General features: G+C 49.4%; 10 protein-coding genes, 1 tRNA gene and 2 pseudogenes. 3 read left to right on the top strand and 10 right to left on the bottom strand.

Translation table 11 applies throughout. The features are described from left to right. Positions 1–415 precede the first annotated feature (415 nt). Positions 416–868: pseudogene (locus HYW32_02245) on the top strand (recombinase family protein). Between the two features lie 205 nt (positions 869–1,073). Here the strand turns inward: HYW32_02245 and HYW32_02250 are convergent. Then, positions 1,074–1,244, bottom strand: a complete 171-nt coding sequence (locus tag HYW32_02250; protein ID MBI2589820.1) for a hypothetical protein — start codon at positions 1,242–1,244, stop codon at positions 1,074–1,076. Between the two features lie 35 nt (positions 1,245–1,279). On the opposite strand from HYW32_02250, the pseudogene HYW32_02255 reads away from it, so the two are divergent. Further along, positions 1,280–1,417, top strand: a pseudogene (locus HYW32_02255) (recombinase zinc beta ribbon domain-containing protein). Between the two features lie 515 nt (positions 1,418–1,932). On the opposite strand, the gene HYW32_02260 reads toward HYW32_02255, so the two are convergent. From HYW32_02260 to HYW32_02275, 4 genes are all read right to left on the bottom strand, one after another. Next, positions 1,933–2,022 (bottom strand) — tRNA-Ser (locus HYW32_02260). A 143-nt stretch (positions 2,023–2,165) separates the two neighbouring features. Beyond that, positions 2,166–4,496: a phosphoenolpyruvate synthase gene (ppsA, locus tag HYW32_02265; protein ID MBI2589821.1), complete on the bottom strand. Its 2,331-nt coding sequence runs from the start codon at positions 4,494–4,496 to the stop codon at positions 2,166–2,168. A gap of 23 nt (positions 4,497–4,519) precedes the next feature. Beyond that, positions 4,520–5,587 carry a recombinase RecA gene (gene recA, locus HYW32_02270; protein ID MBI2589822.1) on the bottom strand — a complete coding sequence of 356 codons (1,068 nt, stop codon included), beginning with the start codon at positions 5,585–5,587 and terminating at the stop codon, positions 4,520–4,522. Between the two features lie 70 nt (positions 5,588–5,657). Beyond that, entirely contained in the window at positions 5,658–6,506 is an 849-nt protein-coding gene (locus HYW32_02275; GenBank protein MBI2589823.1) for a hypothetical protein, read from the bottom strand. Positions 6,507–6,745: 239 nt separating this feature from the next. On the opposite strand from HYW32_02275, the gene HYW32_02280 reads away from it, so the two are divergent. Next, complete coding sequence (locus tag HYW32_02280; protein MBI2589824.1) at positions 6,746–7,957, top strand: hypothetical protein; 1,212 nt, start codon at positions 6,746–6,748, stop codon at positions 7,955–7,957. 86 nt (positions 7,958–8,043) lie between these two features. On the opposite strand, the gene HYW32_02285 is transcribed toward HYW32_02280, so the two are convergent. From HYW32_02285 to HYW32_02305, 5 genes are all read right to left on the bottom strand, one after another. Continuing rightward, positions 8,044–8,889 (bottom strand): hypothetical protein, encoded by an 846-nt coding sequence (locus HYW32_02285; protein ID MBI2589825.1) that lies wholly within the window; start codon positions 8,887–8,889, stop codon positions 8,044–8,046. A 106-nt stretch (positions 8,890–8,995) separates the two neighbouring features. Then, on the bottom strand, positions 8,996–9,712 hold the full coding sequence (locus HYW32_02290; protein MBI2589826.1) for a helix-turn-helix domain-containing protein: 717 nt from the start codon (positions 9,710–9,712) through the stop codon (positions 8,996–8,998). Positions 9,713–9,811: 99 nt separating this feature from the next. Continuing rightward, on the bottom strand, positions 9,812–10,120 hold the full coding sequence (locus HYW32_02295; GenBank protein ID MBI2589827.1) for a hypothetical protein: 309 nt from the start codon (positions 10,118–10,120) through the stop codon (positions 9,812–9,814). A 22-nt stretch (positions 10,121–10,142) separates the two neighbouring features. After that, positions 10,143–12,263 (bottom strand): DNA translocase FtsK 4TM domain-containing protein, encoded by a 2,121-nt coding sequence (locus HYW32_02300; protein MBI2589828.1) that lies wholly within the window; start codon positions 12,261–12,263, stop codon positions 10,143–10,145. A gap of 51 nt (positions 12,264–12,314) precedes the next feature. Then, positions 12,315–14,048, bottom strand: a complete 1,734-nt coding sequence (locus tag HYW32_02305) for a ribonuclease J (GenBank protein ID MBI2589829.1) — start codon at positions 14,046–14,048, stop codon at positions 12,315–12,317. Positions 14,049–14,237: the final 189 nt, after the last annotated feature.

Raw genomic sequence — 14,237 nt, forward strand, 5'->3', positions numbered from 1 at the left:
CAAAGTTTGATAGTATAGAGTTATGAGGTTATTTGTCCTTTGCTCACAAACTAATGATAGCAAACTTTGTGGATTTTTACCAGTAATCGCAAAAATTTTTCGCCGCCTCAGCGAGGGCGCGGCGGAAGGGGGGGTGGGGGAATTCCGCCGCGCCCGAGCGTTTGAGCCCCGCCGCCTGCTCTGTTAGGAGCAGAAGCCAGCAAAAAAGTTTTCTTTTCCTTTTAGACAGTTGCCGTTTCGTTCAAAAAAGGTTCGCGCAAAGTGTAAAATCTCACCGCCAATAGAAACTTCGCGATTTGAAAGGGTTGCTCCGCGCGGCCGCGCTCCGCAAAATGGTTTGCCGCTTCGCGGCAAAAAGGCTCACTGGGCAAAAATCAAAGACGGCGGATTTGTTTGTTTCGTATCTAAAAACAATATGAATATCAAACCAAAATATTTTCTCTACGCTCGTAAATCAACGGAAGATGACGACCGCCAAGTAATGAGCATTGAGGCACAACTTTTTGAATTGCGAGAATATGCGCGTAGAGAAAATTTTGAAATTCTGGAAGAATTTCAAGAGGCGAAAAGCGCAAAGACACCGGGTAGAGAAATTTTCGGCGAAATGATGGCGAAGGTAGAAAAATCTGACGGCGTAGGAATTTTGGCGTGGCATCCTGACCGTTTGGCTCGCAATTCCATTGACGGCGGACGCATCATTTACGCCGTAGACACGCACAAAATTATTTCTTTGCGCTTTTCGACATTTTGGTTTGAACCAACCCCGCAAGGTCTCTTTATGTTGCAAGTGGCGTTCGGACAATCTAAATATTACTCGGACAATTTGGCTGAAAATATCAAGCGAGGAATCCGCCAAAAATTGCGTCGGAAAGAGTGGCTCGGTCTCGCGCTTTTCGGTTATCAAAACAATCCGCTAAAACGCAATATTGAGCCGCACCCGACCGAAGCGCGGATTGTGAAGTTGGCATTTGAGGAATATGCGAAAGGTGGCCACTCTTTCGTTTCTCTTGCGCAATTTTTGGCGGATCTCGGCGTTGTTTCCAAAAACCGAACGCCACTTGCCAAAGTTTCCATCAAACGACTTCTAACAAACAAAGCATATCTTGGTTTTCTGAAACACAAGGGCGAATGGTTGGATGGAAACTTTGAACCAATTCTTTCTCCCGCATTGTTTGAAGCCGTGCAGAAAATTTTGAAAACGAAAGAGCGGCCGCGCCATCGCCGCGCAAAACACGATTTTCCATTCACCGGATTATTTCGTTGCGCGGAGTGCGGCAGTATGATTTCAGCACAATGGGCGGTCAATCGCTGGGGCACTAAATATCGCTATTACAGATGTTCCAAAAAACGCGGCCGCTGTTCGCAACCATATATCCAAGAATCGGAGCTGGCGCGGCAAATCAAGGCACGGCTTCAAACAATCTCGCCTTGCGACAATCTCACTGATTGGATGTTGGATAAAGTGAAAGAATGGAAACGCGAGGAAACTTCCGCATCGCAAAGCGAGTTTCAAAATCTTTCCGAAAATATCAAAATGGCAGAAGCGAAAATGGAAAAATTAGTTTCCACATATTTAGATGGCGACATTCCCAAACAAACTTATCTCAAAAAGAAAGACGAGATTTTGCTCGCTTCTGCCGTTTTGGAACAAAGGAAGAAAGATTTTGAAAACGGGAGAAAAAATTGGGTCGAACCCCTGCGGGAATGGATTTTAGATACGAAACAAGCCGATTTTTTGAGCAAATCGGAAAATTATCACGAAATCAAAACATTTGTTCAAAAAATCGGAACGAACCCTCGGGTTCGTAACAAATCCGCCGTCTTTGATTTTTGCCCAGTGAGCCTTTTTGCCGCGAAGCGGCAAACCATTTTGCGGAGCGCGGCCGCCTCGCGGCCGCGCGGAGCAACCCTTTCAAATCGCGAAGTTTCTATTGGCGGAGACGGGAGGATTCGAACCTCCGAGAGGATTGCTCCCCTAACGCATTAGCAGTGCGTTGCCTTCAGCCACTCGGCCACGTCTCCTGATCCACAAGTACTATATTGTACGCACACACTCTCGAGGCGGCAAGGTTAAACAAAAGCATTGAAGGCGACCCGGCGCAAGGCCGGAATAAAGTGAATGAAGAAAATGACCGACTCCTCTTCACTGCGCGGAGAGTTTAGAATTATTGACCTGTCGCGAGTGGCGTTCGATTAAGTTGCCGCTCAACTGAAGCAACCAGTTCGCGGGTCTTCCAAATTACGTCGGGATTAACGGAGATGCTATTGATCCCGCGACGAACTAAAAATTCGGTAAATTCCGGATAGTTGCTTGGGGCTTGGCCACAAATAGAAACCGTGACCTTCTTTTTCCGGCACGCCTGAATAACATGCTCGATCGAGCGCAAAACTGCCGGATCGCGCTCATTAAAAGTGGCCGCTAAAGTTTCATTATCCCGATCCACTCCAAGTGTGAGTTGCGTCAAATCGTTTGAGCCAATCGAGACACCCTGCAGACCGATATCGAGGAACTCTTCGATCATAATCACGTTGCTCGGCACCTCGCACATCATATACAGACGAAAAGTACGATCATAGGTCAGGCCAGATTTATCGACCATCGCCTTAACCTGTTTCATCTCATCGACCGTTCGCACAAATGGAATCATCAGATAAAGATTTTCATAACCGCCCCGACCGCGCACCTCCTGAAGCGCCTCGAGTTCAGCGGCAAAAAGATCTGGGTCGGCGACATAACGCGCCGCGCCGCGATAACCAATCATCGGATTTTCTTCATGCGGCTCAAACTCCGCACCGCCCTTCAAGCTCCGATACTCGTTGGTTTTAAAATCGGAAGCGCGATAAATCACTGGATGCGGGTGAAAGGCGCGCGCAAATGTTGTCATGCCGGCGGCGAGTTTTTGCACATATTCAGCCCGCCGTCCAGTTTGAACCATTGCTTTAGGATGTTCGCCTAAAGTCGCGATCATAAATTCCGCCCGCAAAAGTCCAACGCCATCGACTGGCTCTTTGGCAATTTCCGCCGCTTTTTCCGGTGTTGCCAGATTCACCATCAGTTTAGTAGCGGTTTTTGGCGCTGTCCTGGGATCGCGCGGATGCTTTTTAGAATCAACTTTTGAAGCCTCCTCGTGAGTCAGCCCGATCGCACCTTGATAAATCTTGCCGTTGGCGCCATCAACTGTGATTGTTTGGCCCTCATGCAAAATATGCGTGGCGGTGCCCGTGCCAACAATTGCCGGAATCCCAAGTTCGCGCGAGACGATCGCGGCATGACTTGTCCGGCCACCCGCATCAGTTACAATCGCCGTCGCTCGCCGCATTGCCGGCACATAATCCGGACTCGTCATTTCGGCTACTAAAATATCGCCTTCTTTGACACGATCGATTTCCTCGGAAGATTTCAACACTCTCACCGTTCCCACGGCGATTCCGATACTCGCTCCGGTGCCAGTTAAGAGCGGCGGAGTTTTAATCTCCGCAACCGGCAATGGTTCAACGCCGGAACGAACGGGAATTTTCTTTTTTATAGTTGTCACGGGCCGAGACTGGACAAAAAAGATTTGATTCTTGGCAATCGCCCACTCGGTGTCCTGCGGAAACTGATAGTGAGCCTCAATTTGCTTGCCCAATTCTGACAGGGCAAGAATCTGCGTATCGGTCAATTTTTGTTGAGTTTGCGCCTCGGCCGGAACTGCAAAATGCGCATTTTCCCCCTTCCCCTCGGTCTTGCTGATTTTCCAAGTTTGAGTGGCCACTTCGCGTTCGAGAATTTCGAGGGGTTCTTTTTGAACTGTGTAGCGATCAGGCGTGAGCGAACCCGACACAACGGCTTCACCTAATCCCCAAGCAGCATCAATCGTAATAACCGACTTATCACTTGTGAGTGGGTCGAGTGTAAAAAGAATGCCGGCAACTTCGGATTGAACCATCGCTTGAATCGGCACCGCGATCGCGACCTTGAGATGATCATATTTTTGAACCGATCGATAGTAAATTGCTCGGGCGCCAAACAAACTCGCCCAGGCCGCCCGAACCGCTTGCGCCACATTCGCGCCGCCCGAAACATTTAAGAAAGTCGCCTGCTGACCGGCAAAGCTGGCATCTGGTAAATCTTCGGCCGTTGCCGAGGATCTGACTGCCACATAGGCTGATCCGCCCGGGCGCAAGCGAAGTTCAGTATAGCGCTCGGTAATGATTGATTCTAAATCGCGATCAAACGGCGTATTCAAAATTTTCGCTTGGATTTCTTGAGCTTTTGCCTGAAGGGTTTTCGAATCCTCTGGGTCGAGAGAAGTTAAAGCTTGCTGGATATAACGATCGAGCTTATTGACTTGAATAAACTTGCGATAGGCCTCGGCCGTCACGATAAATCCAGGCGGCACCGGAATACCGGCCTGAACGAGCTCGCCAAGATTAGCGCCTTTGCCGCCCACTAAATCAACGTCAGTTTTGTCAACTTCCTCGAACCAGACAACCTTGGGTACTGGATTTGCCATACCCCTCCTCGCACGAGCTATGCCTATTTTATCACAGAGTCAGTCTCTTCCTTGGGAGCAGCCGAAAGAGCTGATTGATTATGGACTTTTTCAATAATCAAGGCGCGCACCTTGGTCATGGCAGGCGGCTGATTTTCAAAGTAAGCGCGAGCGGCGTCTCGACCCTGGCCAAGCTTAATTTCACCCCACTGAAACCACGAGCCGGCTTTTTCCAAAATGCCATGTTCAACGCCAAGATCGAGAATATCGCCGGCGGCGCTGATGCCGCGCGGAAAAATTATCTCAAATTCGGCTTTAGTAAAGGGCGGGGCAACTTTATTTTTGACAACTTTGGCTCGCACGCGGTTGCCGATCACGCGATCGCCCTGCTTAAGCTGTTCCGTGCGACGAATTTCAATCCGAACCGATGAGTAAAACTTGAGCGCCATGCCGCCGGTTGTTGTTTCCGGATTGCCAAACATCACACCGATTTTCATGCGGAGTTGATTGATAAATATAAGACAGGTTTTCGATTTTGAAACTGCCGCGGTGAGTTTGCGCAAAGCCTGACTCATTAACCGTGCCTGAACACCCATCTGTGAATCACCCATCTCGCCTTCGATTTCTGAACGCGGCACCAAGGCCGCAACTGAATCAACGACAATCACGTCAATTGCATTTGAGCGAATCAAGGTTTCGGCAATCTCAAGCGCTTGCTCGCCCGAATCAGGTTGGCTGACCAATAAATCTTCAAGTTTCAAACCAATGTTGCGCGCGTATTCAGGGTTAAAGGCGTGCTCGGCATCGATAAAAGCCGCAAGTCCGCCCAGCTTTTGAGCTTCAGCCGTAATGTGCATCGCGAGTGTAGTTTTGCCCGAACTCTCCGGCCCATAAATTTCGATAATGCGGCCCCGAGGCACGCCGCCAACGCCTAAAGCTAAATCCAGGCTTAGCGAACCAGTCGGGATAACCTGAACATCGAGCTTGCGATTATCGCTTAAGGTTGTAATTGAACCCTTGCCAAACTGCTTTTCGATCGTTGCCAAAGCAACTTCAAGAGCTTGCCTCCGCGCTTGCGATTCCGTTGCATCCGGAATCGAACTTTTGGTCATCTAAACTCCTTTTCTCATTAGAATTAATCACTCGCAGATACTACCCAAATGAATCTATATATGAGCGTGGCTATTCCACAACGATTACCTTAATCCTCGCCTTCTCGCCCGGACTATGCAGGCCCAATCGATATTTCTTTATGTTATTAGGAATCTCGACTGTTCCCGACTCTAACCACTGTTCTTTATAATAACGTAGCTTTCCTATACTCTCTAGCAGTTCTTGCCCTGACTCAAGTACAGGTATTATTTTCCCTCCGAGTCTCAAGTATTGAAGATCCCTAATTGTCAACAGTACCAAAACAAGCATTGCCGATAACATGACAATAAGTAGCTGAAAGAACAACTGATTCGTGCTTATGTAAAAAAGGCAGAATAAAATAATAGCCACAAGACTTATAAGCACGATCCATTGACCATTTGTTAGTTTTTCTTTCGCAATCGTGGAATTTTTATTTCGTACTTCTTCAATCGATTGCAGTGTTGCAAACATGTTTGCATAAGTAGAACTCACGCTGTGTGCCTTAAGACCATAGATGACGTCATAGATATTATTGAATTGTAGCATTGTACCTTTGTAGGCATAATCGTAGTTATTAAGATCTCCCTCGAAGGAAGCAATATAATAGTCATCAATTGCATCACTAATTTTATTAGCGAATGGTTCACCAAATACCTTGGCCATTTTAAACAACGAAAAAAAGTAAGCGTCCTCATCAGACACTAAACTTCGCATCGTACTATATCGATCATTAAGCCTAGAGATGAAAAAGCCAGAGAAAATTGCGAATAGAAAAGAAGAGATCGTAAGAATAGTCTCAACAATCGATGTTGAACCCACCCCATGAATGTAGATTGCTAGGACACCGAAAAACAATGCCGAAATGATACTGCCCGTGACCGCGTCTATGTATTTCATACATAAAGTATATCATCAGAGACTACTGGAAAACACACTCCGTACTGGTTCTGCATAGCACCCTGTCACTGCTGGGTAACGGCCACCTGGTAGCGATATCTGTTTTGCTTTTTGGCCCGGACAGGTATTGCCCGAACCTTTTTTATAACAAGAAACTTTCCCACTTTCATCATTACGAGCCGAAGAAATTATCTCCCTCCGAGTCCGAGAATGCTAATATGGGAGGGATTGGAGGGAGAGTGTTGCTATTTCTTCAGAATAGACCCGGGTTTGCCCGAATACTTTTCATCGGGGTGGTAAGTGTTGCTGTTGTACTCGGTCTCTTACTTATCACCGGACATGCCAAGGCAGCGGTGTTGATACAGAAGGGTGATACGCTGATGAACCAAGGTCAGTATCAGGCAGCTAAAGTTGCATACGAGGAAGCCGAGCGCTACTGGTCATTTCAGAAAGCCGAGCTCAGACCAAAAATTGAGCAGGTGAAGACGCTCATTGCCCAAGACGTCGCGTTTGCCGAGGGTGACGCCCAGCGGGCAACAGGCGAGTGGCAAGCGTGCGTGAATGCGTTTTCCCAGGTCACTGAAGCGCATGCCAACTACAACGCGGCTTCGGCCGCTGTAACCGAGTTCACCAGCAATCTCACTCCTGTCCCAGCCGCAAATACTAAATCAGCATCGAATACACCAGCCAAGAAAATGACGACGAAGACGACAACCGTACCAGCGGCGTCCGAATCAGCGCCGACACCAGTGCCAGAGACTCCTTCCTCGACGGAGTCGTCGAATAACTCAACCCCGGAACAGACTGTCAGCGAGGCGTCTGAACCAGTAGAAGAGCAACAGCAATCATCGACGCCGTCCTGTACTTCCAATACCAACCCAAGCTTTACCCACCACATTACTGATTTAGGCTTGGTTGCCAAGGTGGTCAGTCCGCCCACGAAGGCCGGAACAGATCTCAAACCCCATGGCTACGTCGATACACAGTTAACCAGTGCGCCGGTCTACGCGCCGATCGCGGCCACACTCGAGAGTGGCGCCTTCTATCAAGAGGGGAACCCCGACGGCGAATATCTCCTCGTCTTCAAGGCGAGTTGCGAGGTCACATTCCGGTTCGACCACATAACAAACCCAATCCAAGTCGTCAAAGACGCTTTTCCGACGAAGCAATCCCACACCCGGACAAATGCACCGGCGAGCGCCGTCTCGTTCATGGCCGGCGAACAGATCGGCACGACTACCGGCACCATTGACGGCATCTGGGACTTTGGCGTCTACAATTCAAGTACGTCCAATCGCTACGCCGACGATCCAATCTACAACTGGAGCAGTAACGCAACGACAGCGGTCTGCCCATGGAGCTACTATTCGACAAGTATGTACGCCCAATACAGCGCACTCTTTGGGAGCCTCGGCGGCAACCCACCCGACGGTGAGCCGTTCTGTTCGTAACGGCGCGACGAGCATGACAATGATCCTATTCGGGATCTAGAGTAATAAAAAAAGAGACCTAATTTTAGGTCTCTCTACGAGGGGCGCTAATGCCAAAAAATGACATCCTCGCCCCAAAAATTCTCGACGAAATCTTTTAAAATGGTCGGCTTTCCGACCTTGCCCTCGCGGAGCGCGCGCAGAGCCTTTGCCTCGATCTGGCGCACGCGCTCTTTGCGAATTCCGAGCTCGGTCGCAACCTCGAGATAAGTTCTCGACTGGCTCCCCCGAAGCCCGCGGCTGGCTTGCCAGGGCTCAAGACCGACCCGCCAAGCAAGCACCTTGTACTCGCGCTCGGTCAAGAGCGCGCGCAGGGCGCTGACCATCGCCTCGCCCCGCCCCGCGACGATTGGAACGAGAAGTCGCCTATGCTGTTCGACGACGAACTCTCGCTTCTGTTCATGGAATTGGTGCACAGAGGCAGGCAATTCTCCGTCAGTCAACATTTGCTTGATCCAGGCAAGGTGGATCTGATGGTACTCACCACCATAGCTGGCGGCCGACACGATCCGATAGATCGCGCTAAGCGGATAAGGCAACGCCTTGACAAGCGCCTCCCACCATAGGTCCATATCCATGCACCAGGTGAAAATGACCACGTCGTGCCGGCATGAATCTAGATCGATATCGATCTCTTTGAAGAGCATATTGGCCAACTTGTAATTCCTACTTTGCCCATACTCTGCCTGGAGCCAGGCGCCGAACATTCGTCGCCATCGGTCCTTTTCCGACACTTTGGGCAGTTCCGACACGCCCAGCTCCTGGCGCACGATCTTGGCGATGGTGACAGGGGACTTGGGCGCCTCAATGTTCCCCTCTTGCATGACGCTCGGTATCTGGGCAATCGGAATGCCCGCCGTGAAAAGATTCGCCATCATTTTGTGATTTTCCATTTTTTTAATTCCTCCTAATCAAATTATCCCTAGAATCTAGGGAACTAAAACTTCTACCACCAAAGAGGGTGGCCTGTCAAGCGCGTAGCTTCGGCCAAGCGCTTGTTTAGCGTGGAATATCCGCTAGAAGCTGAAGGGTTTTGATAGTTTCTTTTTCAGCCTTATTTTTCGCCGCAATTTCAATTGTATTGACGCCGTCGATTAAACTTACAGCCTCGCGAAAGTGACCGTCTTGATTAACTGTAACGGGTTGATCGTTAATACGTAACTCCGCGCCTGGATCGGTAATACCGGCAACTTCAACCTCTTGCACTGAAACTGAAAGGGCTGAACCAGGCGTGACGATCTCAAGCGGCGGGGCGGCAGCAAAACTGGCAACCTGAAACCACATATAACCCAAAACACCCAACACGAATAGACTCAAAGCGCTTCCCCAAATAATTTCGGGAGTGATATGCCATTGGCGACGCCGTTCGATCAACTCATCGGCGCTGTGTGGACGCAGAAGGGTTGCCTGCGTTTTAGCCGAAACGCGAACGCTTTGAGTTTGGACATAGCTTGCGAGCTCGACCTCGTAGGCAGTCAGCGCGCTCTCGGGTTTCAACCCAAGATAGACGGCGTAGCGCGTCAAAAAACCGCGCACATAAACGCGGGCTGGCAATTTATGATAGTGCCCCAGTTCAAGCGCTTCCAAGTGACGCATTGGTACTTTTGTCTCGGTCTCGGCAGTGCGTAATTCAATATGCCTACGCTTCCGCGCCTTCAAAAGTTTGGCTCCCAAAGTTTGAGAGCTTGCAATCCGTTTTTTGCGAAAAGGAGTCATCTTCGGGTTTTTGAGCGTTAAAATAAATAGAGTTAAAAGCTAACTTCAGAATTATTGTAACGCAGATTGTTTAATCAATATCTGTTGATAAGTAAAAGTCTACCTTTGTTTTCGGGTATGTGAAACAAGACGGTCGTGAATATCGAGCATGCTCTGTTGAGCTTCTTGTCGTCGTTTAATTACAGACACATCATCTTGAAGATTGGAAACATCTTGCTTGAGATCGGAGACATCGGCTTTCAAGACAGAAACATCTTGCTTAACTGCTGACATATCTTCTTGAAGACAGATAAGTTTTTCTCCGTGCTCTACGAGTACCTCATTGATTGCGGCAAAGAACGGCTCAAGCGCCACGATGATTTGTTGAAGCTGTTCCTGGCTGAAGGCTGATTCATGTGGTTTTGGCATAAAACTACTCTATCACTAATTTTCAAAAAGTATCGGGTGGTGGAGTGCGAACTGGTGGTGATTGATGAGTGGTTGGGAAGTTGCCGCCGCCAAGCGTTTCTAGACCAATAAGAACATCACGTGGCTTGGCGCCATCGGGCGGACCGATGGCGCCTTGTTGCTCGAGTAAATCCAAAAGGCGCGCCGCGCGGGCATAACCAATCCGTAAACGCCTCTGCAAGAGCGAGGCGCTCGCTTTGCCAGCTTGCACGACCACGGTTTTTGCCTCGCCAAATAAATCGTCGTCGATGGCGCTCTGGCCACCCGCGCCAGCGCCCACTGCCCGAGGCGCAAAATTTTCGATCTCTTCATCGTATTGAGGCGGCGCCAGTTGTTTAAGAAATTCCGTCACGCCGTCGATCTCTTTTTCAGTGACAAAACAACCCTGAACACGACGCGGTTTGCCAACATATTCATTCGAGAGAAAAAGCATGTCTCCGTTGCCAAGGAGTTTTTCGGCGCCGGCAATATCAATAATGGTGCGCGAATCAATTTGACTTGCGACCGCAAAAGCCATGCGCGTGGTGATATTCGCCTTGATGAGACCAGTGATAACATCCACGCTTGGCCGTTGCGTTGCCACTACTAGATGAATGCCGACCGCGCGCGCCATTTGCGCGAGGCGCACAATCGCACCCTCCACTTCCTTGGCAGACTGTTGCATGAGGTCGGCTAATTCATCGATGATAATAACGATATACGGCAGAGGCGAGTCTTTGTGTTTGGCGTTGTAGCTTGCAATATCGCGACTGCCAACCTCTTGAAGCTGATGATAGCGCCGTTCCATCTCAACAATTGACCATTTGAGCGTGTTGACAGTTTTATCCGGCTCGGTGACAACTGGAGCGAGAAGATGTGGCACGGCATTATATTGAGTGAACTCAACTCGCTTCGGATCAATCAGTAAGAGGCGCAAGTCGCGCGGCGTATTTTGATATAAAAGTGTTGTGATAATAGTGTTGATGGCAATGGACTTACCCGAACCAGTTGCGCCGGCAATTAAGAGATGAGGCATCCTTTTAAGATCAACCGCCACCGGCGCGCCAGCGGCGTCTCGCCCGAGCGCCAAGGTCAAATTCGATTTCACACTCTTAAAATGATCCGTTTCGAGCACCTCGCGCAAGGTGACGATCGCAGGCACTTTATTCGGCACTTCGATGCCAACCAGTGATTTACCAGAAATCGGCGCCTCGATGCGAATCGAGGGCGCCGCGAGCGAAAGCGCCAAATCATTAGCCCGGGCCGTAATTTGATTGAGTTTAATTCCTTCGGTTGGCTTGAGTGTGTATTGCGTGACCGTTGGGCCGATATTGACATCGCCCATTGCTACCTCAATTCCAAAATCCTTGAGCGCTTTTTCAATGATCTCAACATTTTTGACCACATTCCCGGCAGTGGCTTTGCCGGTTGGCAAATTTAAAAGCTCAAAAGGCGGAAACTCCCAATCGCCAACCGGAGTCGCGATGACTGGCTTAGCAGTCGCGCTCGCTGAATTCGGCATCTGTGAAACTTGCATGCTACCTCGCGCGCCGGCCAAGCGATCGCGCACTGCTTGAAAAACTGAAACGCGCGCATTGCCGGCGGCCGATGTATCGTGGATTTGCGGCTCCTCGCCTTTACTCGTAAAAACAAGTTCAAAGAGAGATTTCAACGAGGTGTTAAAAATAAGCAACAGACTCGCAAGCACGAGAAATGCGAGCGCCAGCGCACCTGCGATTTCACCAAAAAATTGAGTGAACAACGCTGAAATTTCAGTCCCGATCAAACCGCCAAACGGACTCAAGAGCCCAGGTAAAAAAGTAAAGAGAAAGATCACGCCGAGCAATAAACCCCAGCGAATTGCAAAACGACTTGGGTTCCAAAGAACTAGACCGATTCCCAAAAAGACAACTGGGATTAAGTAGCTCACCGGCCCAAAAAGTTTACTGAAAAAACTTGTCAGATTAGCGCCAATTGCGCCGGCGCCGCCAAAAAGAGCCAGTAAACCGATCAAGCCAACAACTATAAAAAGCGTCGCCACGACCTCACGGAGTGTATCGGGATTCACCGACCAATCAAAGTAGGCAAAAACTGATTGTTTGCGCCGACGGCGACGACGAGCCATAACCCTCCAGGTTTATTTATCTTAAAGCGTAAAGTGGAAAGCGTAAAGTGATCAAACTTCAATCACAACTGGAATAATCATCGGCTGACGTTGGGTGTATTCATATAAAAACTTGACAAGATCATCGCGGAGCGCGCGTTTGACGTACTCCCAATCCAACGGTGAGTTTTTACTATGCCGATCAAATAATTGCTTGATTTCATGGCGCGCTTTAATGATTAAACCTTTGGCATCGCGCATATACACAAAGCCGCGCGAAATAATATCCGGGCTTGAGATAAGTGTGCCTTTGCGTTTATCAACCGTTAAAATAACCATAAAAATCCCTTCCTGCGCCATTGCCTGTCGATCGCGAAGCACGATGTTGCCCACATCTCCGATCCCCAGACCATCAATCATGACATAGTTGGCCTGAATTTTTTCCGCCCAGCGCGCTTGGCCTTTTTCCACTTCGAACACCGAACCGTTCTCGCCAACAAAGATGTTCGCCCCCGGCACACCCATTTGAAGTGCAATCTTGGCGTGCGCCTTGAGCATTCGGTATTCGCCGTGAATCGGAATAAAATACTTCGGCTTGAGCATCGCGATCATCATCTTAAGCTCTTCCTGCTTAGCATGCCCCGAAGTATGAATGTCCAGCTCGCCGCCATAAACAACCTCGGCGCCCTGGCGAAAAAGATTGTCGATCGTTTCGTGAATCGCATGCTCATTCCCAGGAATTCTTGAAGCCGAAATAATCACCGTGTCGCCCTTAGTCAACTTGACTTGTCGGTGCTCGCCCGAAGCCATTCGCACAAGCGCGGAATACTCTTCGCCCTGCGAACCAGTTGAAATAATAGTTAACTGGCTAGGCGGAATATTGGCGATACTCCGAATATCGACAAAGATATCTTTAGGCGCATTTACATAGCCGAGTTTCAAACAAACATTGACGTTGCGCTCCATCGAGCGGCCGGAAACCGCGACCTTGCGGCCATATTTAGCTGAAAGATTAATTGCAATTTGAATGCGATTGATATTCGAGGCAAACGAACTCATGATAATCCGTCCGGCCGCTTTTTCACGAAATATTTTCTCAATATCCATACTCACTACACGTTCGGAGATTGTATAGCCGGGGATTTCGGCGTTGGTTGAGTCGTTCATGTGCAAAAGCACGCCCTGCTCACTCATCGAAATCAACTTGGCGTAATCTGAAGGCTCGCCCCAAATTGGCGTATGATCAAATTTCCAATCGGTCGTGTAGGCGATTAACCCCTCGGGCGTGTCGATCGCCAGTCCGACGTTGTCGGGAATGGTGTGGGTGAGCGTAAAGAGATCGATTTTAAAGACTCCAAATATGAGACGACTTCGCGCTTTCACAACGCTAACGCTGGCTTTGATATCGTGTTCCTTAAATTTCGCCTCAATGAGCGCCGCTGTCAGCGGCAAACCGTAAAGCGGAATGCCTTGCAGGCGAGGATAGATGTAGGGAATGGCCGAAACATGATCCTCGTGGCCGTGCGTGAAGATAATCGCCCGGACTTTATGTCGATTTTCGAGAAGATAGGTAATGTCGGGAATAACAAGATCGATGCCTGGCATTTGATCGGACGGGAAGAGCCCGCCAGCATCAACAACAATAATATCGTTGCCATATTCAAAGGCCGTCATATTCATTCCCACTTCCGAGAGACCGCCGAGGGGGATCACGCGGAGTTTAGTTTGCGGCGCCGCATACACGCGGCGCGCCAAGGCAGTTTGAGCACGCAGGGCAATGCCAGGCGTTTCCGGTTTTTGTTGCATGCGCTGTTTAGGCGGTCGGATCCTGATTTGACGCCCCGGTCGCCGTTCCGGCGCTGTTTTAGGTTGAGGCTTCGGACGCATCGGTCGGCCAGCGCTTAGCTGGCTTGCGCGCGGCGCGCGCGCTGGTTGTTTAGAAGCGTGATATGCAGTTAATGCCATATAATTTTAGTTTCCTTTCAATATTAGGAT

Source organism: Candidatus Berkelbacteria bacterium (assembly GCA_016187225.1).
Classification (GTDB): Bacteria; Patescibacteriota; UBA1384; order JACPKC01; family JACPKC01; genus JACPKC01.

Bases quoted from the DNA above. Each gene is read 5' to 3' on its own strand.
- HYW32_02305 (MBI2589829.1), bottom strand. From the start codon at position 14,048: ATGCAACAAAAACCGGAAACGCCTGGCATTGCCCTGCGTGCTCAAACT.
- HYW32_02290 (MBI2589826.1), bottom strand. From the start codon at position 9,712: ATGACTCCTTTTCGCAAAAAACGGATTGCAAGCTCTCAAACTTTGGGA.
- recA (MBI2589822.1), bottom strand. From the start codon at position 5,587: ATGACCAAAAGTTCGATTCCGGATGCAACGGAATCGCAAGCGCGGAGG.
- HYW32_02250 (MBI2589820.1), bottom strand. From the start codon at position 1,244: ATGGAAAATCGTGTTTTGCGCGGCGATGGCGCGGCCGCTCTTTCGTTT.
- HYW32_02275 (MBI2589823.1), bottom strand. From the start codon at position 6,506: ATGAAATACATAGACGCGGTCACGGGCAGTATCATTTCGGCATTGTTT.
- HYW32_02295 (MBI2589827.1), bottom strand. From the start codon at position 10,120: ATGCCAAAACCACATGAATCAGCCTTCAGCCAGGAACAGCTTCAACAA.
- HYW32_02300 (MBI2589828.1), bottom strand. From the start codon at position 12,263: ATGGCTCGTCGTCGCCGTCGGCGCAAACAATCAGTTTTTGCCTACTTT.
- HYW32_02285 (MBI2589825.1), bottom strand. From the start codon at position 8,889: ATGGAAAATCACAAAATGATGGCGAATCTTTTCACGGCGGGCATTCCG.
- ppsA (MBI2589821.1), bottom strand. From the start codon at position 4,496: ATGGCAAATCCAGTACCCAAGGTTGTCTGGTTCGAGGAAGTTGACAAA.